19 protein-coding genes and 1 pseudogene are annotated in these 25,340 nt (G+C 66.1%); 10 read left to right on the top strand and 10 right to left on the bottom strand.

Annotation, left to right across the window (positions count from 1 at the left end):
• Positions 1–25: 25 nt before the first annotated feature.
• The gene (locus AB0M15_RS27955; protein WP_363824426.1) at positions 26–685 is read left to right on the top strand and encodes an MOSC domain-containing protein; all 660 of its coding nucleotides are present in this window, start codon (positions 26–28) and stop codon (positions 683–685) included.
• A gap of 39 nt (positions 686–724) precedes the next feature.
• On the opposite strand, the gene AB0M15_RS27950 is transcribed toward AB0M15_RS27955, so the two are convergent.
• From AB0M15_RS27950 to kduI, 4 genes are all read right to left on the bottom strand, one after another.
• Positions 725–3,781 (bottom strand): CBM35 domain-containing protein, encoded by a 3,057-nt coding sequence (locus tag AB0M15_RS27950; RefSeq protein WP_363824425.1) that lies wholly within the window; start codon positions 3,779–3,781, stop codon positions 725–727.
• Between the two features lie 117 nt (positions 3,782–3,898).
• Complete coding sequence (locus tag AB0M15_RS27945; RefSeq protein ID WP_363824424.1) at positions 3,899–4,654, bottom strand: IclR family transcriptional regulator; 756 nt, start codon at positions 4,652–4,654, stop codon at positions 3,899–3,901.
• Positions 4,655–4,674: 20 nt separating this feature from the next.
• Complete coding sequence (locus AB0M15_RS27940; RefSeq protein ID WP_363824423.1) at positions 4,675–5,454, bottom strand: SDR family oxidoreductase; 780 nt, start codon at positions 5,452–5,454, stop codon at positions 4,675–4,677.
• The gene (gene kduI, locus AB0M15_RS27935) at positions 5,451–6,281 is read right to left on the bottom strand and encodes a 5-dehydro-4-deoxy-D-glucuronate isomerase (protein ID WP_363824422.1); all 831 of its coding nucleotides are present in this window, start codon (positions 6,279–6,281) and stop codon (positions 5,451–5,453) included. The genes AB0M15_RS27940 and kduI overlap by 4 nt, the downstream gene beginning before the upstream one ends.
• A 103-nt stretch (positions 6,282–6,384) precedes the next feature.
• On the opposite strand from kduI, the gene AB0M15_RS27930 reads away from it, so the two are divergent.
• Together AB0M15_RS27930 and AB0M15_RS27925 are read left to right on the top strand one after the other, a co-directional pair.
• Positions 6,385–7,899, top strand: a complete 1,515-nt coding sequence (locus AB0M15_RS27930; RefSeq protein WP_363824421.1) for a sodium:solute symporter family protein — start codon at positions 6,385–6,387, stop codon at positions 7,897–7,899.
• Between the two features lie 41 nt (positions 7,900–7,940).
• Positions 7,941–8,126 (top strand): tautomerase family protein, encoded by a 186-nt coding sequence (locus AB0M15_RS27925; RefSeq protein WP_132194310.1) that lies wholly within the window; start codon positions 7,941–7,943, stop codon positions 8,124–8,126.
• A gap of 123 nt (positions 8,127–8,249) precedes the next feature.
• Here AB0M15_RS27925 and add read toward each other — a convergent pair whose 3' ends face one another.
• A complete protein-coding gene (gene add, locus AB0M15_RS27920) occupies positions 8,250–9,227 on the bottom strand; it encodes an adenosine deaminase (protein WP_363824420.1) in 978 nt (325 codons plus the stop codon).
• 308 nt (positions 9,228–9,535) lie between these two features.
• On the opposite strand from add, the gene AB0M15_RS27915 reads away from it, so the two are divergent.
• From AB0M15_RS27915 to AB0M15_RS27890, 6 genes and pseudogenes are all read left to right on the top strand, one after another.
• Positions 9,536–9,802 carry a hypothetical protein gene (locus AB0M15_RS27915; protein ID WP_363824419.1) on the top strand — a complete coding sequence of 89 codons (267 nt, stop codon included), beginning with the start codon at positions 9,536–9,538 and terminating at the stop codon, positions 9,800–9,802.
• Positions 9,803–9,805: 3 nt separating this feature from the next.
• Positions 9,806–11,011 (top strand): FxsB family cyclophane-forming radical SAM/SPASM peptide maturase, encoded by a 1,206-nt coding sequence (locus tag AB0M15_RS27910; protein WP_363824418.1) that lies wholly within the window; start codon positions 9,806–9,808, stop codon positions 11,009–11,011.
• Positions 11,008–12,324 carry a class I SAM-dependent methyltransferase gene (locus tag AB0M15_RS27905; protein WP_363824417.1) on the top strand — a complete coding sequence of 439 codons (1,317 nt, stop codon included), beginning with the start codon at positions 11,008–11,010 and terminating at the stop codon, positions 12,322–12,324. The genes AB0M15_RS27910 and AB0M15_RS27905 overlap by 4 nt, the downstream gene beginning before the upstream one ends.
• On the top strand, positions 12,324–14,027 hold the full coding sequence (locus AB0M15_RS27900) for an HEXXH motif-containing putative peptide modification protein (protein ID WP_363824416.1): 1,704 nt from the start codon (positions 12,324–12,326) through the stop codon (positions 14,025–14,027). Before AB0M15_RS27905 ends, AB0M15_RS27900 begins: the two co-directional genes overlap by 1 nt.
• Positions 14,020–15,732 carry a hypothetical protein gene (locus tag AB0M15_RS27895; RefSeq protein WP_363824415.1) on the top strand — a complete coding sequence of 571 codons (1,713 nt, stop codon included), beginning with the start codon at positions 14,020–14,022 and terminating at the stop codon, positions 15,730–15,732. The genes AB0M15_RS27900 and AB0M15_RS27895 overlap by 8 nt, the downstream gene beginning before the upstream one ends.
• A gap of 20 nt (positions 15,733–15,752) precedes the next feature.
• Positions 15,753–16,780, top strand: a pseudogene (locus AB0M15_RS27890) (aspartate-semialdehyde dehydrogenase).
• Between the two features lie 2 nt (positions 16,781–16,782).
• On the opposite strand, the gene AB0M15_RS27885 reads toward AB0M15_RS27890, so the two are convergent.
• The gene (locus tag AB0M15_RS27885) at positions 16,783–18,408 is read right to left on the bottom strand and encodes a peptide-N4-asparagine amidase (RefSeq protein ID WP_363824414.1); all 1,626 of its coding nucleotides are present in this window, start codon (positions 18,406–18,408) and stop codon (positions 16,783–16,785) included.
• Between the two features lie 107 nt (positions 18,409–18,515).
• On the opposite strand from AB0M15_RS27885, the gene AB0M15_RS27880 reads away from it, so the two are divergent.
• Positions 18,516–20,354, top strand: a complete 1,839-nt coding sequence (locus tag AB0M15_RS27880; RefSeq protein ID WP_363824413.1) for a long-chain fatty acid--CoA ligase — start codon at positions 18,516–18,518, stop codon at positions 20,352–20,354.
• Positions 20,355–20,830: 476 nt separating this feature from the next.
• Here the strand turns inward: AB0M15_RS27880 and AB0M15_RS27875 are convergent, their stop codons facing one another.
• The 4 genes from AB0M15_RS27875 to AB0M15_RS27860 form a co-directional block, all read right to left on the bottom strand.
• Positions 20,831–22,594 (bottom strand): M36 family metallopeptidase, encoded by a 1,764-nt coding sequence (locus tag AB0M15_RS27875; protein WP_363824412.1) that lies wholly within the window; start codon positions 22,592–22,594, stop codon positions 20,831–20,833.
• A complete protein-coding gene (locus AB0M15_RS27870) occupies positions 22,531–23,730 on the bottom strand; it encodes a hypothetical protein (protein ID WP_363824411.1) in 1,200 nt (399 codons plus the stop codon). Before AB0M15_RS27870 ends, AB0M15_RS27875 begins: the two co-directional genes overlap by 64 nt.
• A 2-nt stretch (positions 23,731–23,732) precedes the next feature.
• Positions 23,733–24,203 (bottom strand): hypothetical protein, encoded by a 471-nt coding sequence (locus tag AB0M15_RS27865; protein ID WP_363824410.1) that lies wholly within the window; start codon positions 24,201–24,203, stop codon positions 23,733–23,735.
• 48 nt (positions 24,204–24,251) lie between these two features.
• Positions 24,252–25,340 (bottom strand): redoxin domain-containing protein (locus tag AB0M15_RS27860; protein ID WP_363824409.1); only part of this gene is annotated, 1,089 nt, incomplete at its 5' end.

The following is a 25,340-nucleotide window of genomic DNA, read 5'->3' as shown; positions in this document are numbered from 1 at the left end:
TCTCGCGCGAGGGACCATGGCTGGTATGCGCGTGCTGACGGTGAATGTGGTCGAAGAGCTGATTCCGGGGCCCAAGGAGACGGGGTTCACGGCGATCGACAAGCGGCCGCAGAGCCGGCGGGTGCCGGTGGGGGAGCTGGGTCTGGAGGGTGACCGGGTCTGTGATGTGCAGAACCATGGGGGACCGGACCAGGCGCTCTATGCCTACGCCGAGGAGGACGCGCGCTGGTGGAGTGACCAGCTCGGGCGGGAGATTCCGACCGGGTTGTTCGGGGAGAATCTTCGGACCGAAGGGCTCGATATCACCAACGCGCTGATCGGTGAGGTCTGGCGGATCGGTGACGAGGTCGAGGTGATGGTGCGGGCGCCGCGCGTCCCGTGTATCACCTTCCAGCACCGGATGGAGATCAAAGGCTGGGTCAAGCGGTTCCATCAGGCAGGGTGCCCGGGCGCCTATCTGAAGGTGCTCCGGACCGGCACCGTCGGCGCGGACGACAGCATCACAGTCCTGTCGAAGCCGGACCACGAGGTCACCGTCGCGGTCATGTTCGCCGCCCAGGACAGCGTCAAGATGCAAGGAATGCTCGACTCCGACGCAGACCTGGTCGACGAGCTCCGGGAGACCGCCCAACGGGTGGCCGACCGCCGTTCGGTCGGCATCGGCGCGGAGTACCGGGAGCTGTGAAAGCCGCCACCTGCTGAGGCAGGTGGCGGCCGAAATCACTTAGGAAACGGTCAGGCTGTCCGCGTTCGGACCGCCGTTGGCGGTGGTCGCCACCGTCTTGATCTTGTTGCTCCCGGCCACCAAATTGACCGTGAGGGTCTTGGTCTGCCAGGTGTCCCAGTTGCCGGTACCAGCGAACGCCAGCCCTGAGGACACGACCGTGCCGTTGACGGAGACGTTCATCGGCCGGTTCGTGGTCGTGCCGTTGGCGTACCGGAGTACGACGGTGGCGGGCCCGGCAGTAGCGGCGTTGACCGTCCACTCGACCGCGCTGCCGACCACGTTGTCGTAGTTCACGAAGCCACGCCCGGTGAAGCCCGCGTGGTTCGACTCGACCAGACCGGACGTGATCGTCGCGTCCTCGGCCTCGTAGACCACCGGCTGCGGATCAGTCGGTCCACCGCCGTTGCCGGGGACCGTCTGCGTCGCCGTGTTCCACCCGGACACCCGCACCGAAGGCGCCGCGCCTTGGAGATCCGAAGTACGGTACGACGCCCGCAGCACAACCGTCTCGCCCGGCCAGAGTGAGACCGCGTTGTCGTTCCACTGCACCGGCAGTACAGGCTTCCCGCTAGCCCCGACGATGTGCGCGTCGAGGTAGAACGCCGGCGTCTTCGCCGTCGACGTGTTCTTCAGCGTCACCGTGGTCGTCGTGGTGTCACCAGCAGCGGTTGTCGAAGCGTTCGCCGAGACAGCCGTCTGGGCCAGGCTCGACAGACCGGTCAGGTCGGCGTAGCTGGTGGTCGGCGTGTAGTACCAGTCGGTGTTGTTCCAGTCGAGCGTGTCCGCCTTGGTGGACAGCCAGTAAACGTTGCGACTGACCTCGACGCCGGACGAGTTCGTCAGTACCAACTTCGCCAGGTACGTCGTCGAGAGCCCGCTGACCGCTGGGATCGTGAGCGCGGTCGTCTTGCCGCCGTCGCCAGGCACGGTGACTGCCGCCGACTGGGAGAACTTCTCCGTGCCGTCGATGTTGTAGAGCTTGACCGAAGCCGTCAGCCCGGAGGCCGCGGCATGGTTCTGGTTGATCACGGCAACGGACTTGTTGTCGTAGGAGTACTGGATGTGCAGCGGCTCGTTCGCCTTCTTGGCACCGTAGTACGCGCCGTTCTGGTCGAGATACGTGTCGAACAGCTGCCAGTGCAGCGAGGTCCAGCCGCTGTTGAGCATCCAGTAGATCAACCCGGTCGACGGATTCGACGAGTCGGTGAAGTTCCGGTTGTGCGACTCGAACTCGGACCGCACGTTCTCGTACGCCGCCAGCTGAGCCTTCTTGACGTAGTCGGCCAAGCCAGAAGGAGCACCGTACCGGCCGGACAACGCGTTGCCGAACAACTTCAGGTTGCCGAACGTCGAGGACGAGGACCGGTGGTACTGCGTCGCCGCCGGGTTCTTCCACAACACCTCGAGCTCAGCCGGCGTGAGCATCCGGTTCAGCGTGTCCAGCGTCGGGATGTCCGGCCCGGCCGAGGTCTCCGAGTTGAAACCCCACGCGCCGCCGGAGTCGGTGTGCGCCTTGTCGTACCAGTAGTTCGGCGGGATCCAGTCGTACGGCCCGTTCATCTTCATCCCGGAGCTGCCGAGCTGCGGTGACGACTTCGCCGACGCGGCTGGGATCACCGGAGTCTTCCAGTCCGCGGCGTTCAGCGCGTCCAGGTAGTTCTTCTCGATCGTCGCGTTCGGCGCGAAGTCGCTGCCGATCAGGAACGTCAGCACGCTCGGGTGGTTCCGCAGCCGCTCGGCCTCGGCCGTCATCGACGACTTGGCGGTCACGTAGTCCTCGGCGGTCCAGGTGTTGCCCTGCTCGCCGCCGTTGACCTGGCCTTCCCACTTGTCGCAGCATTCCCAGCCGGGCATGGTCAGTACGCCCAGCTGGTCAGCCATCTCGAAGAACTCGTCCGGCTCGATGTGTCCTTCGAGCCGGACCGTGTTGAGGCCCAGATCCTTGACGTACTTGAGCTTGTCGGCCGCATACGTCGCGTCCCAGCGCAGGAACAGATCCGGCGACCAGCCACCACCCTTGACCAGCAACGGCCGGCCGTTGATCGAGTACGCCCGCCCGCCACTGCTGTTGAGCGGCGCCTTCACATCCCGTACGCCGAACTTCTCCGACGCCGTGTCAGACGTCGTACCGGAGACCGACGCCGTCACGTCGAAGGAGTAGAGCGGCTGCCCGCCCATCCCGGCCGGCCACCACACGTTCGGGTTGTCCAGCCCGACTCCTGCGAACGTGACCGTCTTCTTCTCCTTGGCCGCAAGGGAAACCGACTGACTGACCGGTACGCCGGCCACCGTGCCGTGGACCGTCGTCGTCACGGCAGCCGCCGAGTCGTTGCGCACGTCGACCTTCGGAGTGAGGTCCACGTGGTTGAGCGCCGGCACGGTCAACTTGGTGACCACGTGAGCGCCACGCAGCGCGACCGGACCGCTGTGCCGGACGACGACGTCGCGGACGATACCCATGTTCTGATCGGGCGGCGTCTGGGCCCAGTCGATCCAGCCCATCGTGAGGTCGTTGTTGGGGTCGTTGGGGTAGACCTTGAACGCGACCGCGTTGCTGCCGGCGTGCACCTGCGCGGTGATGTCGAGGTCGTGCCGGGTGTAGGCGCCGGCCGTCTGAGTCTTGTCGGCCACCCGGACGCCATTGACCCAGACGTCGGTGCGGGACAGCACGCCGCTGAAGTCGAGGTACGTGCGCTGTGTGGTGTCGGTGACCTGGATCTCCGAGCGGTACCACCAGGGCACGGTGAACTGGGCTTTGTCGACGTTCTTCATGTTGGTCGACACGAACGGGTCCGGGTACTTGTCGTTCTGCAGCAACCCGGCGAACACGGTCGAGCGCGACGACACCGGCAGCCAGCCGCTGGTCGGGAAGCCCGGCTTGGTGACGGCGGAGTCGTCGGAGACCTGGGCAGAGGTCTGCAACAGGAAGCTCGGGATCGCAGCGGCCGAGGGTGCTGCCTCTGCTCTGGGTAGGGCGCCGGCGGCGGGGATCGCCGTACAGACGCCGGCGACCAACGCTGTCGCCAGTAACCAGTGGGGTAGTCGTCGTCTCATGGATGGGCCTCCTGGGGCGGGAGTGGGCCTCTGATCGTTAAGAAAGTTTCCTAATAATCAAAGCCGATGCTAACGCCGCGGAGACCCAGTGACAACGGACCGCGCAGGATTGAGAACTCAGTGTGTGGGTTCCATGTAGCCGAGCGCCGCCGAGATCTTCCGGGCCGCCTCGATCGCGGCGGGCGCCATCAAGGCGACCTGGGCGATGGACTGCTCCAGCGACAACGTCGAGATGCTGACGGCCGCGATCGCCGTACCGGTGTGGTCGTGGATGACGGCCGCGACGCAGCGGATGCCGGGCTCGTTCTCCTCGTCGTCCAGCGCGTAGCCGCGGGCCCGGACCTGGGTGAGATCCGCCTTCAGCGAGGCGGCGGTCGTGTGGGTCAGGGGAGTACGGGCCGGCAGGCCGGTCCGGGTGACGAGCGCATCGAGCGCCTCGTCGTCCTTCTCGGCGAGCAGCGCCTTGCCGATGCCGGTGCAGTGCAGCCAGAACGCCTTGCCCACCCGCGACGGCATCCGGTACGGCTTGGGGCCGTCCAGCCGGGCGACGTAGATCGCCTCGTCGCCGTTCAGCAGCCCGACGTGCACCGTGCAGCGGGTCTGCGCGACCAGGTCGGCCAGTACCGGCCGGGCGACCGTGGCCAGGTCGACGTTGGTGAGCGCGTGGCCGGCCAGCCGCAGCGCCTTCGGGCCCGGATGGTACGAACCGTCTTCCGACTGCGCGACGAAGTCGTGTTCGACGAGCGAGGCCATGATCCGGTGCACGGTCGATTTGGCCAGGCCGGTGGCCGTCACCACGTCGGTGAACCGGGAGTGCTCGAGGACGGCGTCGAGCACCATCAGCGTCTTGTCGATGGCCGAGGGCGAACTCATGTCGCTCATCCTGTCACCTCTTATCTGGCTAGCCAGCCACCGTCGACGGCCAGTACGTGTCCGTTGACGTAGCCGGACGCCGCCGAGGCCAGGAAGACCGCGGCGCCGATCAGGTCTTCGGGCCGGCCCCAGCGACCGGCCGGGATGCGGTCGCGGATGGCCGCTTCCCGCTCCACGTCGGCCCGCAGGTCGGTCGTGTTGTCGGTACTGATATACCCCGGCGCGATCGCGTTCACCTGGACACCGGCCGCGCCCCACTCGTTGGCCAGCGCCTTCGTGAGCCCGGCCACCGCATGCTTGCTCGCCGTGTACGCCGGAACGTTGATCCCACCCTGAAAGCTCAGCAGGGAAGCGATCGTGATGATCTTGCCACTGCCGCGCGCCACCATCGCCGCACCGATCGGACGGGTCACCGCCCAGGTGGAGTTGAGGTTCACGTCGATCACGTGCTGCCAGTCAGCCGCCCCCGTGGCTGCCGCTGGCGCACGCCGGATGGCGCCGGCGTTGTTGACCAGGATGTCGATCTGACGGCCCGCCGCAGCAGCTCCCTCCACCGCTGCGATCGCCGCCTGCTCGACTGCGGCCGGGTCGGCGAAGTCGGCCGTCACGATGGTCGCCGCGCCGCCGCCGTTCTCCTTGATCGCTTCGAGCGTGTCTTCCAGTGCGGCATCGCGTGCCATCAGGATCAGGTCCGCGCCGGCCGCCGCCAGTCCGGCCGCGATGGCGGCGCCGATGCCCCGGCGCGCGCCTGTCACGAGTGCGGTTTTTCCCTTGAGCGAGAAGGACGACGGCTGCGTCACCGCAGATCCTTCACGTCGACACCGTCCATGTCCGCGAAGGCCTGGTTCTCGCCGGCCATCGCCCAGACGAAGCTGTACGCCGCGGTGCCGACGCCGGAGTGCAGCGACCAGCTGGGGGAGATGATGGCCTCGCGGTCGGCGATGATCAGGTGCCGGGTCTCCTCGGGCTCGCCGAGCAGGTGCACGATCCGGTCCGATTCGGGCAGCCCGAAGTACAGGTAGCACTCGGTCCGGCGGTCGTGGGTGTGCGCGGGCATCGTGTTCCAGGTGGAGCCCGCGTGCAGGGTCGTCACGCCGAGCACGATCTGGCAGCTCTTCACGCCGTCGGCATGGATGTACTGGTCGATGGTGCGGCGGTTCGCGGTCTGCTGGTCGCCGAGCTCGAGCCGGTTGCCCTCGCCGGGCTGGACGAGGGTGGTCGGGAAGTCGGTGTGTGCTGCCGCGGAGAACAGGTAGAACGCGGCGTCGGTCCCTTCGAAGACGACCTCGCGGGCGCCGCGGCCGGCGTACAGGCAGGCGCCGGTGACGAGCTCGAACTTGGTGCCGTCGACCGTCACCGTGCCGGCGCCGCCGACGTTGACGATGCCGGCCTCGCGGCGCTCGAGGAAGAACTCGCTGCGCAGCTCCGGCCAGGTGCCCAGGGTGAGCGGGCCGCTGACCGGGCGGGCGCCGGCCAGCACGATCCGGTCGTGGTGGGTGAGCACCGCGGTGATCGTGTCCGGGGTGAACAGGTCGTCGACCAGGTAGTGCTCGCGGAGAGCGGCGGTGTCGAACCCCGGAACCTGTGCGGGGTGGGTCGCATGCCGGACCTGAAGAGGCGAATTCATGGAACCAAGTTCTACTAGACAGAACCTCAAGTCAAGAGTACAAATGCTTTCCTAGTAGAAGTTCCGTCTCGTGATACCAAGTTCCGCCCTCTTGGAGGTTCACATGACAGCGCTCGACTGGACGGTGCTGGCCGGCTATTTCGTGCTGATGGTGCTGATCGGCCTCTGGTCGCGCACCAAGATCAAGACGGTGGTGGACTACTTCACCACCGGTGGCCGGATTCCCTGGTGGCTGTCCGGCATCTCGCACCACATGTCCGGCTACAGCGCGGTCATGTTCGTCGCCTTCGCGGCGGTCGCCTACACCTACGGCATCACCGTGTACGTCTGGTGGGCCGTCTCCATCGGTGTCGGTGTCGGCATCGGCGCGTTTCTCTTCGCCGCCCGATGGAACCGGCTCCGCGCGAAACACGGTGTGGTCTCGCCACTGGAGTACCTGGCCAAGCGGTACAACCTGCCGACGCAGCAGGTGCTCGCGTACTCCGGCGCGGCGCTCAAGGTGGTCGACATCGCCGCCAAGTGGGTCGCGATCGCCGTGTTGCTGAACGGCTTCACCGGCGTACCGATGCGCTGGGGCATCCTGCTCACCGGCGTGGTGACGATGCTGTACGCGACGCTGGGCGGACTGTGGGCCGACGTGCTCACCGACTTCGGTCAGTTCATCATCCAGGCCGCGGCGGGGATCGCGATGTTCGTCGGCGTTCTCTCGCAGCTGGACGGGATTCCCACGCTGTGGAAGATGTGGGGTCAGCTGCCCGAGGGGCATGGGTCGGCGCTGAACGGGCCGTACACACCGGTCTTCCTGATCGCGTTCCTGTTCATCAAGACCTTCGAGTACAACGGCGGCATGTGGAACCTGGCGCAGCGCTACATGGCCGCGCCGTCCGGTTCCGAGGCGAAGCGGTCCGCGCTGTTGTCGTCGATCCTCTGGCTGGTCTGGCCGCTGGTGCTCTTCATCCCGATGTGCGCCGCGCCGCTGCTCGTCCCCGATCTGGCCAAGCCGGAGCAGTCCTACGTCCAGCTGGCGCAACTGCTGCTGCCGAGCGGGCTGATCGGGCTGGTCCTGGCCGGGTTCTTCTCGCACACGATGGCGATGGTCGCCTCCGACGCGAACGTGATCTCGTCCGTGATCACCCGCGACATCGGCCCGGTGCTGGTACCGAAGCTGCGCAAGCTGTCCGACGTGGCGACCCTGAAGTTCGCCCGGATCACCACCTTCACCTTCGTCACGCTGAGCATGCTGATCGCGATCATCACCAACGGTCAGGGCGTGGTGCTGAAGATCGTCGTGGACCTGGTGGCCGCGACGATGGGACCGATCTCGATCCCGCTGATGCTCGGCCTGCTGCCATGGTTCCGGCGCTCCGGCTCCCGGGCGGCGATCGCCTCCTGGGCGTCCGGCCTGATCGTCTGGGCGGTGGTCAAGTGGATCATCGAGTCGAAGGACACCACGATGGTGGTCGCGCTGCCGCTGGCGGTATCGCTGGTCGTGTACGTCGGCCTCGGCCTGCTCCTGCCGGAACGCCGCGAGTCCGTCGACGAGCTACTCGACTCCCTGAACTCCGACCCCGACGATTCCGACGAGGTGCTCGCCCGACGAGCAGCCGCAGTCAGCTAGCCATCACCAACCAAATCAACTGATCTCCAAGGAGCCTCTTTATGCCGAACATCACCGTTGAACTGCTCTCCGGCCGCACCCTCGACCAGCGCCGAGAGTTCGTCGCCGCCGTCACCGACTCCGCAATCGCCATCCTTGGCGCCAAGCGCGAAGCAGTCCGGATCGTCTTCCAGGAAATCGAAAAGTCCGACGTAGCCAACGGCGGCGTCCTGGTCTCCGACAGCTGACCCCCTCCAGTGCGCCCCTCCAGGCGCACGCCGCCGGCCCGGTCTCCCTCCCGTCCCTAGGGAAGCCCGGGCCGGCTCGGGTTCAACAACCCGCGCCGGCCGCGCCTCGCTCCGCGCCCGCCTTCAGCGCTCGTTGCCGAGCGTGCCCACATCGCCGAAGGCGGCTGCCGCTGACTGACGTGCGACCAGCGCTAGCTGTTCGGCAGTCAGACCGACCTCGACCACCGCCGCACGGTGCTCCTGCGACAGCTTGACGTCGCTTACTCGTGGGTTGTCGGTGTTCAGCGTGACCGGCACTCCAGCGGCCAGCAGCTTGTGGATCTGGTGGTCTGCGTAGCTCGGAGCCGCCCCGGTCTGCGTATTGCTAGTCAGCGACACCTCCAGCGTGACGCCATGCGCAGCCAACCACTCCATCAACGCCGGATCCTCAGCAGCTCGTACGCCGTGCCCGATGCGCTCGGCTCCGAGGTGGTTGACCGCATCCCACACGCTCTGCGGACCGGACGCCTCGCCCGCGTGGATGGTGACGTGCAACCCCGCCTCCCGTGCCTTGGCGAAAGCATCTGCGAACAGCTCCGCCGGGAAGTTCGCCTCGTCGCCCGCCAGATCGACCGCACAGAAGGTCTCCCGGCGCGACAGCAACGTCGCCATCTGCTGCTCGGCCGAGTCCGCGCCGAGATGCCGGACCACGATCCCGATCAACCCGACCGGCAACCCCCACCTGGCCGACCGCTCCACCACCGCACCCGACACCGCATCGATCACCGCTTCAGGCGCCAGACCGGTGTCATGGGCAATGATCCCCGGGCAGTACCGCAACTCCAGATAGTCCAGCCCGTCGTCGAAGGCGTCATCGACAGCCTCGCCCGCCGCGCGACTCCAGTCATCCAATCCGGACAGTACGCCGATCGCGACGTCGACCTTGTCCAGGTACGGAAGCAGCCCGCCCTCGGAGCCATCAGCGACGAGCGCAGTACGAGGCTTCACCCGGCCAGCGAGCTCGTGCCCGGTGCGCTCGGCGATGTCGAGCACCGTACTCGTCCGGATCGACCCTTCGAGGTGCCGGTGCAGGTCGACGAGTGGCAAGGAAAGGTCATGCATGAGTAATCCTTTGCAGCGCAAGAAAGAAGGTAGGGGTTGGCTCGGTGAAAAGCCGGCCCTACTGGTACAGATCGCTGCGATACGAGTGGTCACCGAAGATCACCGCGGCCCGCACGGCAGCTCGATCGGTCACTCTCGACACGCTGGCACCTTAGCCCGTCCGGATCATTCCGGCCAAGTCGGCGCCACGCCTCGACCGTCGGTGGCACTGGTCACCTGGCTCGTCTTTCATGCGTTGGTTTGTCTTGATATTCGGTCGGGGGCCGTCTCATGTTTTTGAAATCGGCCGGTCGGTGCGAGTGCGGTAAATGTCCGTGGCTGTCCAGGGCGTCCAGCTCGTTGACCCTCAGGAGCCCCGGTCCTATAGTCCAGGGATATTCGGGCACGTAATTCCTGAGGGGGACATGATGGATGAGGTAGTAGCAGTCGACGGTGTCAAGCTTTCAGATCTGGTCAAGGCTTCGCAGGATAACGACGCCATACTCAAGAACGCGGTGAAGCGGCTTGAGGAGGAAGAGCTGGGTGAGGCTCCGGACTTCTTCAAGCACGGTCAATTCGGCAGTCACAATTCCTGACGCGTGGCGAGCTGGCCGTATGACGGCACCGTTCGGTATGCGGAGCTCTTGGCGTCCGGTTGGCGTCCGACTCCGCTCAACGAATTTATTTTCAAGGTAGAGACGCGATGTAACCTGAATTGCGACTACTGCTATGTTTACAATCTCGGCGACGAATCCTGGAAGACCGCACCACGATTCATGGAACCGGTTGTCGTCGAGCGGGCGGCGGCCAGGGTCCGTGAGCATGCGATGGCGCACGGCCTGTCCCGAGTCGGGGTTTCGCTGCACGGTGGTGAGCCACTGCTGCGCGGTGCCCGTCCCATCACGGAATTCGTGGAACTGATGCGTGCCCGGCTCGCTCCGGTCGAGGTGGAATTCTCGATGCAGACCAACGCGACGCTGGCGACCGAGACGGTCGCGGTCGAACTCGGCCGGCTGGGTATCAAACTGGGGATCAGCATCGACGGCGACGAGTTCGCCAATAGGCATCGTGTCGATCTGGGTGGCAAGTCGTCCTATTTGCGGACCAAGTCGGGTATTCAAGTGCTTGCTGGGGTCGATGGCCTGGTTCAGGGTGCCCTTGCCGTCATAGACATCGAGTCCGATCCGGTCGGGGTCTATCGCGCGGTCGCGGACCTGGGATTCACCAGTGTCGATTTCCTGCTTCCGCATGGGACCTGGAATTCGTTGCCGCCGGGCAAAAGTGCGGACCGCGGAGTTTTCGCGGCCGCGCCCTACGCGGACTGGCTGATCAGGATCTACGACCACTGGGCCGGTGCCGAGCAGCGGATGCAGGTGCGGATATTCGAAGACCTGATCAACCTCCTGATCGGAGGTCTGGCCAGCTTCGAGGCGCTGGGCCTGGCGCCGGCGAGTCTCGCGGTGATCGAGGCAGACGGGGCCATCGAACTGGTCGACCACATCGGCATCGCTTATGGCGGTGCCGAGACCACCGGAGCCAACGTGATCGACCATTCACTGGATGATGTTCTCGCCCATCCGGGCATCATTTCGCGACAGATCGGGCTTGCTGCCCTGAGCGATGAATGTCTTGCCTGTCCGGTCCGCGAGATCTGTGGGGCCGGGCTCATCACTCACCGCTGGGACGACGTCCACGGATTCAAGAACAAGACGGTGTACTGCGCGGATCTCTACAAGTTGATCGCGCATATCCGGGCGGATCTGCTGCGCAGAGCCACACCTCGTACGGGCTCACTGGTTCCATGAGTAGATGGGCAGGCCAACTCGACGCACTGCGCTCGGGATTGGCTCAGGCATGGGAACAACGCGATATCTGGTACCTGATGACATCGGCGGGCCTCAGGCCGGACAGCCTCGCTGAAGCCAGGCCGGCCGTGGAGTTGGTGCTGGCCAGGACCGGAACTCTGGAGGGTAAGAGGCTCGCCGATCTGGGCTGTGGGGTCGGTAGACATCTCTACTGGTTCGATCGGCTGGCAGGATCGAAGAACCTCGGACTGGACTCTTCCCGGATGCTGGCTGAACACGCGTCATCGGCTGTTCCCGCGGTCGACGTCGTCGTACAAGATTTCGCCGGCCTGGCCGAGTTCGGAGCGTTCGATGTCGTCTGTGCTTTCGCTCATTCCCTCTTCCTGACGGATTCGATGGACTCGTTCAGACAGAGTCTGCGAGCTATCCGGGGTGCGATGCCGGACTATGGCGTACTCGTGATCGAGCAGCAGCCGGTCAGCGTCGGCCGGTTGGAGTGGACCACCGCCGACGGTCTCAGCATCACCCAACTGATCGACCGCCAGGACGCCGAAAGCTTCTCCCATCAGCTGACGGTCGAGTACCGCGGTGCCGTACATCAGGACCGGCTGTCGTCGATCGAACTGCCGGCCTCGGCGATGGCCGCGGTCGCGGCAGAGGCAGGCTTCCTTCTGGAGGCGACGGAGCAGCTCGACCAGAAGGGCGGCTTCTTGACCACGGTGTACTTCCTCCGGGCACAGCGCGGCTACAACTACCTCAGTGATCTGCCCGACTTCCTTCGCTCCTGGACCGATCCTGACCACTGGCGGAACTCGGAACGGGTCATCTGGGACACGGGATCGGAATCCCGGCGGAAGCCAGTCGGCGAGCTTGCCCTCCAGCAGGGTGCCTCGCTGTCCCGGCATCATCAGGACTTCGCCTACTCGATCGAACCCCGGATTCGTCCGCTCGTGCTCGAGCTGGTCCGCGGGTGGGACTTCGTGACCTATTCGAGTTGCGAGGCCCACCTTGTCGACTCGGTACCGGTCGAGGTCTTCTCGGAGGCGTACTGCGGCGTCGTGACGTTCTCGAACCGCCAGATCGCCGTCGTCGAGGAATTGGTGCGCCGCAGTGCTGAATTCGTCACAGCCACGCACCTACGAGTGTGTACGAGCCGCCGCAACCTCTACGGACCGGACTGCCTCTATACAGCGGTCGACGTCAGGTTCGAGCCGTCCTCGAACCTGACGAGGTGGGTGGACTACCGGATCGATCTGGACCGAGTGATCGCCGAGCTGGGCGTTGCCTTGACGAGCATCCGGTCGGTGCGGTGATGACCTTCGGTGGCTGGGCTGAAGTCTCCCGGCTGGATGTCGATCCGCTCACCTGCTTCACCATCTACGAAGAGTTCGGCAGCCTGGTCCAGCAGTCATTTTCGACGCTGGCGGGCATCCTTTCGGCGGTGCCCGATCTGACCCTCGCTGAACGGATCGGAGCAGTAGCAGAGGCTGCGCCGCAGGTGATCTCGGGTGGTGCGGCCTACCTGTGGCTGACCGAGATGTACGCCGCGCTGTCGGCCGATGACATCGGCCTCGTCCGTCGGCTCGATGCCGACTTCGGCCGTTTCGAGCTTGCAGCCGCAGTGGCTTCCGGTGCCGATCACAGCTGCAAGGTGAGGTTGGGGGAGAAATGGATCTCGTTGCCGGCCACCGGTCTCGCCGTCCGCAGTTCAGCCGGATGCGTTTCCGTGCGGCAAGGCCAACTCGACTGTGAAGCGATCGAGCTTCCGCAGATCGGCGCTCTGACGGTCGACCGGTATGAGGACCTCTACCGGACGCCGCGCTCACGGTCGCAGTTCGACCTCGCACCGCCGGGGACAGTACTCACCGCGACCACGGAACTGGAGGACGCGGCCAAGCTCGGACAGGTGGTCGTACCAGGGCTCTTCGAACGGTATCTGACCAGCCTGGTCCCGCTGGCCGCGCGATCGGGGATGGCGGACGCGGGAACAGACGACGCCGCGCCCTTCACGGTGTACTCGTCGTTCGGCCGCGAATCCTCGGATCTTCTCGCGGCGTTGGCCCACGAAGAAGCCCATGCTCTGATCCAGACGCTGGAGAAGCTCCGCCCGAACCTGTTGCCGACATCGGTGCTGGACATGCCGGTTCCCTGGAAGCCGGCCGTCCGCAGGAAGTTGCCGAACGTGATCCACGGGCTGGCTTCCTTCGCCCGCGCAGCTACCGTTCGGTCGCGGGTCGAGCGGCTTGGGTTGGGCTCCGGTGGGAACCGGGAGGCGCATGCCAGGGAGCGCGGCTGGGTCGAGGATGCGACGGCCGAGCTTCTGCAGGGCAGACTCGGCGAGTTGCCGGCGGGACTGGACAGGTGGCTCGACGCCAATCTTGCCCAGATCGAGGCCGAGTGGCGAGACGGCAGCGCGCTGACGGATGAGCCCAAGGTTGAAGTCGTCGCTGTCAGTCGACCGCCGCTGAGCTACCCCTGGGCGATCGCGGTCGGAGAATCCGCGCGAGCTGCCGCGGCTGAACTGTATGCGCCGGTCGCAACTGGCCATTGGCGGCGGGGTACCAGCAGCTACCCGGAACAAGACAGCCAGCTCATCACCCTGATGATCGAGAAACTTCCAATCGCCCAGCAGTTGATGGCTCTTACAATCCCTCGATTGCTGGAAGAAGAGTTCGGTACGTCCGTCGAGCTGGCCGCGGTCAAAGCGCACCGACTTCGTCCGGGTGACAGGATTCCGATCCACAGTGACGGCGGGCATCCGACCTTCACCCATCGCGCCGTCCTGGGGCTGTCCGGCAACCTCGGCGACAGCGGCCAGTTGGCCGTGTACACGACAGCGAAGACTCCTGTGATCCGACTCCAACCGGAGTACGGGCAGCTCTTCGTCTTCGCGATGGTGCCCGATTGCCACCACAGCGTCTCGCGCAACGAGTCGGCGCTGAGCAGGCTCACGGTGATCGCGTCGTATCGAGCTGCGCCGGCGCCTCTGGACGAGGGGACCGGTCCGCGTGTTTGAAGGCATCAAGCTGGTGGTCTGGGATCTCGACGAGACGTTGTGGAAAGGCACCTTGGACGAGGGAGACGGGATCGAACCGACGGATCTGATGGGTTGGATCGGGCCGCTGGCTTCGGCCGGGATCGTCAGCTCGGTGTGCTCGAACAACGACCTCGGCAGAGCCCGTGAGTCGCTTGTCCGGTACGAAATCTGGGACCTCGTGGTTCTCCCAGCCATCTCATGGAGTCCGAAGTCGATGATGATGCGGGAGTTGCTCGACCAGATCAACCTCCGGCCGGAGCAGGTCCTGTTCGTCGACGACAATGCCAGGATCCGCTCGGAAGTACGGGGAGCATGTGGTGTCGTTACCGCCGCCCCCGACGACCTGCGGCCGGTGTCTCCAGCGACCTTGGAGTTCGTTGATGCCGAGCGCACGCGCCTGGCGGCCTACAAGATCCTGGAGCGACGCGCGGCGGCTCGTACTCGGCAACCCGCGACCAGCAACGCTGATTTCCTCCGACAGAGTCGAATCGTCGTCTCGATGCTGCCGGTGACCGATTTCGAAGAGCGGGTCGCCGAGCTGTCGCTGCGGAGTAACCAGCTGAACCTGACGAGCAGTCGGCTGTCCGTAGCGGAAGTACGGCAGCTCTCGGCGCGGCCGGACCTGACCTGCGGTTGTTTGTTCCTGCGCGATCAATATGGCGACTACGGACTGATCGGCTACTACGCGGTGATGGAGCCCGAACGGCGACTTCTGCACGCGTTCTTCTCCTGCCGAATCATGAACATGGGAGTCGAGCGGTGGTTGCTCCAGCGGCTCGGAGTACAGGCGCCGGAACTGGCGCGCGGCACCGGCGCCGACCCGATGCGAGACGAGGTCGTGGACTGGATCTCCGTCGGCACAGCCGTACCGGCCGTGAGGCCTCCGTCAGCGAGTGTGGATCACTTCTTTGTCGGCGGCTGTGATCTGCAGGCGATAGCCCCTTTGGTCAGCTCGAGCATTCAGGAGCGGTCCGATTGGCAGCTGATCGAGTCCTCAGGACCGGTGCAGCAGTACGGGCACAGTTCCTTGCTCGTTCTCGACCTCGTCTGGCGCTCGCGAGCCGGCATCCTGGATTCGCTTCCCTGGCTCACCAACTGGACCTGTGACATCTATCGGCCTTCGTTGCGGGTGGTGGTGCTGAGTCTGTGGGTGGATTACGCGTGCTTGACGATGAGACATCGCGAGACGGGAGAGCGGGTACCCAGCTACGTGCACCTGACGAGATCTTCATCGGAGGAGGACTGGGAGCACTGGTGGGGCTCCCGGTCAGGCCGGAAGCGTTTCCTGGATGAGTTCGAGCCGGACCAGCCTCTCACTCCGGATGAGATCGCCGACGGCATCGCTCAACTAGCCGGAAGGCTGGGCGAAACCCGGTTGCTGCTGCTGAACGCCCCCGAGTTCGTCTCGTCGATGACCTATGCCAACGGCGACAACCAGGCTCGCCGAAACCGGGCTGTGAACCGGGCTGTCGCCGAGGTCAGCGACAGCCACGAGACGGTGGACGTTGTCGACCTCCGTGGAGCCGTCGAGAGCCTCGCGGATCTCGCGTCCCCCGATCAGGGTCTGATCTTTCACTACCACAGGCAGGCCTACCTGCGGATCGCCGGCGCTTTGGAGGCGAAGCTGACGGCTGAGAATGGGCCCAGCTCGCCGCATCCTGGAATGGTCGCGCGGGAGTCCTGAGCCCGCACTAGGCTGTTTTCATGCGAGTAGGAGTGTTTGGGGCAACCGGTCAGGTCGGCGGCGTGATGCGGCAGTTGCTGGTGGAGCGGAAGTTTCCGGTCGATGAGATCCGGTACTTCGCGTCCGCCGCTCGGCCGGCAGCCAGTTGGCGTTCGGCGACGAGAAGATCACTGTCGAGGACTCGGCGACGGCCGACTTCACTGGACTCGACCTGGCGCTGTTCTCCAACGGGAAGACGGCCTCCAAGGAGTTCGCGCCGAAGGTCGCCGCGGCGGGCGCGGTTGTCGTCGACAACTCGAGCGGCTGGCGGATGGATCCCGAAGTACCGCTGGTCGTTGCCGAGGTCAACTCTGGCGATCTCGATCACCTGCCCAAGGGGATCGTCGCGAACCCCAACTGCACCACGATGGCCGCGATGCCGGTGCTCGCGCCGTTGCACCGCGAGGCCCGGCTCACCCGGCTGATCGTCTCCACCTATCAGGCTGTATCGGGATCGGGCGGCGTCGGCGTACGGGAGCTCGAGGAGCAGACCCACGCCCTGGTTGATGGTGCTGGACGGCTCGCGCTCGGCACCGATGGCGTCGTACTCCCTGAGCCTTCTGTCTATGCCGGACCGATCGCCTTCAACGTCCTCCCGCTCGCCGGCTCGATCGTTGCCGACGGCACCGGTGAGACCGACGAGGAGCAGAAGCTCCGCAACGAGAGCCGCAAGATCCTCCACATCCCGGACCTCCTGGTCGCCGGCACCTGCGTCCGCGTCCCCGTCTTCACCGGCCACTCGCTGAGCATCCACGCCGAGTTCGCCGACCCCATCACCCCCGAGCGGGCGACGGAGCTGCTGGCCGCCGCCCCCGGCGTCGAACTCACCGACCTCCCCACGCCCTTGCATGCCGCCGGCAACGACCCGTCCTACGTAGGCCGTATCCGCCAGGACCAGTCAGTCCCCGACAACCGAGGCCTCGTCCTCTTCATCTCCAACGACAACCTCCGCAAGGGCGCCGCCCTCAACGCAGTCCAGATCGCCGAACTACTCCAGCAACGCGCCTGACCTCAGCAGCGGTAGAAGTCCTTGGTGTAGATGCCGTTGACGGCTGACAGCGTGTGGTCGTAGCAGCCGTCGGTGCCGGTGATGCGGTAGCGGACCGTTTGGGTGCCGGTGGCGTGGCGTTGGTCGCGGGGGACGTTGTAGATCCAGGCGGCGCGGCCGTCGTAGGTTTCCTCGGTACGCCGATCCGCCAGCGTCACCGGGCCGAGCCGGCTCGTGGTGTGGCTGCGGTCGGCGATGTCGAGGTCGGTGATGACGTCGTAGCCGCCCGGGAGGGTTGCGTTGGGCAAGAAGCTGATGTAGCCGTTCTTGCTGTAGGTCAGGTCGGTACGGTCGACCCGGGCCCCGGTCGTCACCGTCGACAAGTCACGCCAGGACGCGTCGAGGGTGTCGCGGGATTCGCCGGCCGCCCAGACGTGCTTGCTGTCGTTCGTGAGCGAGCGTTCGACGGTCGTGCGGACACGGCCGGCCGACGTATCGACGTACCCGCTGATCTTCAGTGATCGGGAGGCCAACGTGTCGACGGATCCGGCCGCGTTGGGCTCGCCGGTGACGTTGTCCGTCTTGGTCAGCGGCGATACGGCGTACGAGGTGAGCTTGCCGTGGGTCTGCTTCGAGTGCGCGTCCGTCCAGACATGCAGGTTGGGCACAGTGAACCAGCCGCTCTGCCCGGCCGGCACGCCGATCACGTGGACGCGGAACTCGTGCGGCTTGCCATCGCTGACCAGGCCGGCGAAGGGCGTCAGGTCGTACGTCAGCGGCTTGATGTCGAACGCGCGCGGCGCGGGGGAGGGGCGCCAGGCGTACGGGTTCGACCAGCCGCCGGTGTAGATGTACGGGTACGGCAGGGCGACGCCGGCCGTCTTGCCGTCGATCTGTACTTCGACCTCGCGGTACGGCGACCCGTCCGGGCACGAGTAGCCCGTCTCGACCGGCGCCGAGGTGTCCCAGAACTCCTCGCAGCCGCCGCCGGAGCCGGTGACGTAGACCTCACCTAGCAGGCGAGAGGTGTTCCGCGGGAGCGTCGCAGTACCGACCAGGTCGGAGTCTTCGCGCCGCTGGTCCTGCAGGGGGAGGACGGCGTTCGCAGTACGGGCCGCTGGGGCGTCGTGGCCGGTTGTGTAGAAGTCGAGGGTGACCACGATGTCGAGGACGCCGGTATAGGTCTGGTCGACGACGTTGCCGAGCTCCATCACGACCGGCTGGGTGCTTCGGAGCAGTGGGCTGTACGAGGTGACGTCCTTCTCGACCTGCCAGCTGATGCCGTCCGGGCTCGGCTCGGGAGTCGAGGTGCGGAACACGCCCACGCCGCCGATCGTGATGTGGCCGAGGCGGTCGTACTGGACGCCCTTGACCGAGCCTTGCATCCGCAGGACCACCTTCGACCACGGACCGCGGCAGGCGGCCGGGGGCCTGTAGGTGGAGGTGTACGGGTCGAAGTTCTTGAAGCCGTTCCGGACGATTTCCACCGAGCAGTGCCGGGTGTGCGGCACCGCGACGGGCGGGGCCGGCGTACGGGGATCGGAATAGTCGCTGCCGAACTCGGGCGGCGGTGGGGCCGCCGTCGCCGGGGTCAGGATTCCCAGGAACAGGACGGACAGTGAGACGAGTGCCACAGACCGTGCGCGCATGTTGCGGAAACGTAATCGAGATGGTGCGCGCGGGCAAGCGATCGGCATGGTCAGCGCTGCGCTGGCCTATTACTGTTCGGTTACTTGACCCCCCGTGGAGGCCAGACATGAAGCCCGTTGCCGACGGTCCCCAGCTCGCGTTGCTCAGCAACCGCAAGGAACACCTCGCGCAGATGTTCCTCGATCGCGTCGCCGCGACGCCCGGCCGGGAGGCGTTCAGAGCCCCCACCGGCGACGGCGGCTGGCGATCCGTCACCTGGCAGGAGACCGAAGCCCTGGTACGCCGGCGCGCGGCCGGCCTGGTCGCGCTGGGCGTCGAGCCCGAGCAGCGGGTCGGCATCGCGGCCAGCACGCGGCTCGAATGGGTCCAGTGCTACCTCGCGTCGGTGCTCGCGGCCGCCGCGACCACGACGATCTACCCGACCACGATGGCCGCGGACGTCGCGTACATCGTGGCGGACGCCGAAGTACAGGTCGTCTTCGCCGAGGACGCCAGCCAGGTCGACAAGCTGCGCGCGCACCGGTCCGACACGCCGTCGCTGCACAAGATCGTCCTGCTCGACGGCGAGCCCGACGAGCGCGACGGCGACTGGGTGATCACGCTGGCCTCGCTGGATGAGTTGGGCACGAAGCAGCTCGAGGCCTCGGCGTCAGCGGTTGACGAGCGGATCGCGCAGGTACGGCCGGAACATCTGTGCACTCTGGTCTACACGTCGGGTACGACAGGCCGGCCAAAGGGTGTGCGGTTGCCGCACTCGGTCTGGACCTACGAGGGCGCCGCTGTCGAGGGGATCCGGGTGTTGAGCCCGGACGACCTGCAGTTGCTGTGGTTGCCGTTGTCGCACGTCTTCGGACAGGTGCTGCTGGCCGTGCAGTTCCAGATCGGGTTCGCTACTGCAATCGACGGGCGGGTCGACAAGATCGTCGAGAACGCGGCTGCTGTGCAGCCGACATTCATGGCGGCGGCGCCGCGCGTCTTCGAGAAGGCGCATGGCCGGATCGTGACGATGATGGAGTCCGAGGGCGGGATCAAGGCCAAGCTGTTCCACTGGGCCTTCGGGGTCGGTGCTTCTGTGTCGGCATTGCGGCAGCAGGGGAAGGAGCCAGGCGGCGTACTGGCTGCTCAATATGCTCTTGCCGACAAGCTCGTGCTGTCGAAGATCCGGGCGCGGTTCGGTGGGCGGATCCGGTTCTTCGTGTCGGGGTCGGCTGCTTTGGACAAGAAGCTGGCCGAGTGGTTCCACGCTGCTGGGCTGCTGATCCTCGAAGGCTATGGGCTGTCGGAGACCGCTGCCGGCTCCACTCTGAACCGGCCGGATCAGTACCGGCTCGGCAGCGTCGGGCCGATCTTCCCGGCGGCGGAGTTCAAGATCGCCGAGGACGGCGAGATCCTGATCAAGGGTCCTGGCGTGATGAGCGGCTACCACAACCTGCCGGAGCAGACGGCCGAGGTCATCGACGCCGACGGCTGGTTCCATACCGGCGACATCGGGCACTTCGAGGACGAGTTCCTCTTCATCACCGACCGGAAGAAGGACCTCTTCAAGACCTCCGGCGGCAAGTACGTCGCGCCGCAGGTGATCGAGGGCCGCTTCAAGATGATCTGCCCGTACGCCAGCCAGTTCCTTGTCCACGGCAACCAACGCAACTTCGTCAGCGCCCTGGTGACGCTCGACCCCGAAGCCATCCAGCCCTGGGCCGACGCCAACGGCCTGGCCGGCAAGTCGTACGCCGAAATCGTCACCTCTGCTGCGGCGCAGAAACTCGTCCAGGGCTACGTCGACGAACTGAACGCCGGCCTCAACCGCTGGGAAACCATCAAGAAATTCACCATCCTCGACCGCGATCTGACGGTGGAGGGTGGCGAGATGACGCCCAGCCTGAAGCTCAAGCGCAAGTACGTCGAAACTACCTACGGCGATCTCCTCGACAAGATGTACGACTGAGGCAACTCCCCACGCCGGCTCCGCCGTCCGCTCCTCCGTCGCGTCTCGCGTTCGCTAGCTCCCAGCCACCCTTTGTGCGCGGGTTCCTCCGTCACCCGCTTGGCGAGGGCGTTGCGGGGGAGCCGGGCGTTGCCGGTGACTGTGGCTGGGTGGTCGTTGGCGTGCAGCCAGCTTCGTACAGCCGGCGTGGACGAGTAGACCCCACGCCGGCTCCGCCGTCCGCTCCGCCGTCGCGTCCGCTCCACCGGCTCCCACCCATCCTGGACGCGGGTTCCTCCGTCACCCGCTGAGCGAGAGCGTCGCGCGCGGGCCCGGCGTTGCGGGGTAGCTGTAGTTGGTGGCCACTAGCGCTCAGCCAGCTTCGTGCGGCAAGCGCGTTGACGAGTTGCCCACGCCGGCTCCGCCGTCCGCTCCTTCGTCGCGTCCGCGTTCGCCGGGCCGGGAACCCAGGGAGGTTCCCGGCCTCGGCTGGTTGGTTACTGGGTGCCGAAGACCTCCAGTTCCATCATGTCCATGAATTGGCAGCCGGCGAAGGGGCCGGGGCAGTTGGTGGTGATGTCGGGGACCTGGGGGCTGAGCATCCAGAACTTGACGTACTTGACGCCGGTGGTGTTGCCGGTGGGGGTGACCTCGTTGTAGCGGAGGCGGTTGGCTGCGCCGAAGGTGCCTTCGGCGGCGGTGGCCCAGGTCGTACCGTCGGCCGATGTTTCGATCCGGTAGCCGGCGGTGGCCGCGCTGCCGGGGTCGCCGCAGGTTTGTGATGGGTCGACCGAGAAGGTGGTGATGTTCACCGTCGAAGGTAGTGCCACCACGATGAACTTCGGGATCGGAGTGTTGGTCGGCGTGCCCGCGTTGTCGCCGGTGGTGCTGCCCCAACCGGTGCCCTGGGACAGGTCGATCGCGTACGGCGGCGTACAGGCCGGTGCGAAGTCGGGGCCGTTGAAGTCCGTGATCGAGCCTCCGCCGGCGGCGGCTGCCCAGTCGCGGCGTGGGGTGAAGTTGACCGTCGAGCCACCGGCCGCGATGGTCACCGCCTGGTTCAGGATCTCGTACGAACCACCGGCGACGACCAGTTTCGGGTACGTCCCGGGCAGCACACCGTCGATCGAGTACTTGCCCTGGGCATCGGTTACGTCGGCGTAGTCGCCGGAGTAGCCGGAGTCGTGGCCGGCGATGAACACCAGCGCGTTCGGTACCGGTGCGCCGGTGAGCTTGTCCGTCACCGTGCCCTGCAGGGTGGCGCCAGCGCCGGTCGGCGGTACGTGGAAGTCTTCCGCCGGGGCGGTGTCACCAGCGTCGACGACGCCGGCGAACCAGCCCATGCCGCGAGTGGCGAAGATGCTCCAGAGAGCATTGACGTCCTTGCCGCGGTTGACGACCTGGTCGGCCTGCAGGATCGCGTTGCGCATGTCCAGCAGGGACGGGTCGGACGGGGACAGCTCCATCGCCCGGGTCACCAGCGAGGTCGTCCTGGTATGACCGAGGCGCTCGCGGACGTCCCACAGCACCTGCGCCCAGTACTCGCCGATGTCGTGCACCTCCGGCCCACGCAGGCCGAGGTTCGGGAAGTCGGCGAAGGTGTAGCCGCCCGGGGTACCGTCGAGTGCGACGCAGGTCGGGGCGGTCGAACCGACCCGGCAGTCCATCGCCTCCTTGCGGAACAGCCCGCCGGCGACGGTGTACGTGCCTTCCTTGACCTCGCCGTCGCCGCGGCTGTTCGGTTGGAGGCCTGTCGCGACGAGGTTGTCCATCGCGTAGAAGTCGCTCCAGCCCTCGCCCATGCCGCCGGCCTGCACACTGTTCAGGGTGGAGTTGCCGGAGGCATCGACCACGAGCCGGTTGGACAGGCCGTGGGTGTACTCGTGGAACAGGATGCTGGCGTCGTTCGCCGAACTGGTCGGCACGAACCGGTCGGCCGGGTTGGCCGGGTTGTGGAACAGGTACATCTGCATGGTCGGCGAGGTGCCGTCCGGTGGCGTGTTCATGTTCGCGTTGTCGACGTGCTGGCCGTTCGGCAGGCCGTTCGCGGTGTTGGCGCCGTCGATCGCGTTCAGCAGTACCGGGTCGCTGCCCTTGGCCTCGAAGTTCCCCGCCGCTGCGGTGAACCCGATCGGCGACTTCTGCAGGTAGTCGTGGAAGTTGCTGGCCAGGTAGAACGCCTGGGTGACGTCCTGGTTCAGGTTCGTCCGCCAGGAGTTCGCCGTTGCCGGATCCCAGGTGCAGACGAGGAGATCGAGCACTGCGGGTTGCTGGCGAACGGCACCAGCTTGTACTCCGCGGTGGTCCTCGTACCGGGCACCTTGACGGTCTCACCGGCGTTGGCCAGGTCATCGTCGTTGATGTCGGCGAACGCGTCGACCGACGTACCGTCCTGGAGCGTCTGAGCGCCCTTCTGGAGGTAGCCGGCCTTGAAGAAGTTGACCTTCCGCTGAGTACCGCCCTTGGCCGCGCCGGGGTAGTAGTCCGTCACCAGGCCGTCGCCGTTCGCGTGGTCGACCAGCGGGCGGCGGTACAGGACGTTGCCGGTCGACGCATCGATCACATGGCTGTAGATCAGTGTTCCGCCGGCTTGGGTGTACGTCGCCCAGCCAGCGCGCAGCCCGGCCGGTGTGTAGAACCAGACCCGTTTGGCGTAGTCGCCGTTGCCCCACTTCCTGCCGTCGGCGACGGTTTTCACACTGGTCGTCGCCGTCTTGCCACCGACGTCCTTGGCGGCGACCAGCCGGGCGCCGTCCGCGGTCACCGAAGGGGCACCCGCGGCCGCGGCGAGCCCGGCCAGACCCGGCACTGGCGAGCCCATGATGGCGATGAGTTCACCGCGCTTGGTGACGTGTCCGACGATGCCGTTGCCGAAAACCGGGGTGCCGTTCACCACCTGCTCCCAGGACAGGTGATGTGATCCCTCGACGTCGCGGTAGTCCTTGCGGAGCCGCAGCGTCCGCAGGTCGTTCTCGGACAGCCGGAAGATCTCCGGGTGTGCCCGGATGTAGTCGAGCACGATCCTGGCCGGTGGTTTGCTGCTGCGCCCGGTGAGGAACCCGTTCAGCTTGCCGATCTGCTTCGGCGTACCGGTCGCTGGGTCCACCGAGACGATGCCCTGCGGGCCCAGCGAGTCGCGGAACTTCTCCGCGGCAGCGCCCTCCTTGGCCATCGTCTTGGCGGCCTGGGCGTACTTCGCCCGCGCGCTCGGCGTGCGTGCGTCGTAGAACCCCTTCGCCTCTCGCTGCCCCGGTTCGGCCTGGACCGCGGGTGCGTCCGGGTCGGCCTTGGGCAGCGAGCCGGCGGCGTTCGCGCCTGAGCTCATGGTCATGGCGAGGACGGTGGTCGTCACCGCACCGATGGCCAGGAGCCCCCTCCCTGTACGTACAGTTCTCATGGCTACGCTCCGTCGAGATTGTCGCGGGCGGGCACAAAGACCCCTCGGCCGGACGATATGCCCGCATCCATCCGCCGTGAAGGGATCGCGCCAGGCGACGATCGGTCTGAGAGGCTTTGTGCATGAGACTTTCGTTGCGCGTCGTCCTCTGGATCTACGTCGCGTTCAACCTGCTGCAGGCCTTGGTTCTCACCTTCGACCCCGAACTCACCGACCGTGCCTATCTCGGTGGCGAGATGACGCCGACCCGGCACTTCCAGTGGTACGCCGTTGCCGGGTATCACGTGCTGATCATCGCCGTCACGATCATCGCGATGACGCTGTCCCGAGCAGCTGATCGGCGCAAGCTCATCATCGTCAACGCTTTGATGTACCTGCTCTGGGACGCCACCTCCCAACTCGTCTACTGGGGCCACGAGATCGGCATGGGCCACCTCCGACCTCGTGGTCAACGCCGGCGTCAGCATCATCACCGCCCTGATCCTCTTCACCGTCGCCTACCTCGACCGCGACCGGTCGGTTCAGCCGAAGCTGAAGGTGAAGGCGGAGATGCCGGGGGTGTAGGTCAGGGTCATGGTTTGGCGCTGTTGGGTGTTGTCGTCGAACAGTTGGTAGGCGTTCGGCGTACCGGAGACCTGGATCGTCTTGTCGAGCCGGCCGGGGATCGAGACGGTGACGGTGCCTTCGCCGGACAGGACGTGGAACACCTTGGCGGCGTTGAAGTTCAGCTTGGCCGTCGAGGCCTTGGTGGAGGTAACGCTCTGGGTGCCGACGGCCCAGTTGCCGCCTAGGCTGTAGGTGTCGTTCGGCTGGGTGGGGTTGATGCCGAAAGCAACGGTCTTGTTCGGCGTGAGCATTCCGGCGGCGCCCTTGAGGTTCGCGGACCGCGAGTAGCCGAGGTACGTCTCAGGGGTGGTGCCGTCCGCGCCGATCGTGTCGGCCTCGACCGTGCCGTCCACTGGGGCGGGCAGTTTGATCCCAGGGTTGGCGTCTGTCAGCAGTTGGCGGATCTGGTCCTCGGTCTGGCCGTAGCTGCCTTCGCCGAACTTGATCGACCGGACGGTGCCATTGGCGTCGACCAGGTACTTCGCGGGCCAGTACTGGTTGCGGTACGCCGTCCAGGTGGCGAGGTTGTTGTCCTGGCCGACGGGGTAGCCGATGCCCTCTTTGCTGATCGCCGACTGTAGGTTGCCGGCGGACTTCTCGAAGGCGAACTCCGGTGAGTGGATGCCGACGATCTGCAGGCCGAGGGACTTGTACGCCTTGTCCCAGGCGAGCAGGTGCGGGGTGGCGCGCTGGCAGTTGATGCATGAGTACGCCCAGAAGTCGACCAGGACGACCTTGCCCTTCAAGCCGGCCAGCGTCGCGGGCTGGCCGTCCAGGGTGTTGAACCATTTCTGCGTACCGCGGAACTCCGGTGCCGCCCCGCAAGAAGCGAGCTCGGCCGCGCCGGGGGTGCACTTGGCCAGGTCGGCGCTCGCGTCGTTGCCGATCGCCGGAGCGAGCGCTCCCTGCACGGTCTTGGAGTCGGCGACCTTCTTCTCGATGCCGCTGGTGTAGCTGGGCAGTGAGCGCTGGATGACGTCGGTGATGTTGAAGGCGAGGGCGAT

This window comes from Kribbella sp. NPDC051718, from assembly GCF_040681515.1.
In the GTDB taxonomy this organism is placed as follows: Bacteria; Actinomycetota; Actinomycetes; order Propionibacteriales; family Kribbellaceae; genus Kribbella.
The sequence above is the reverse complement of the archived record's forward strand: the minus strand, read 5'-3'. Positions and strand labels throughout refer to the sequence as shown.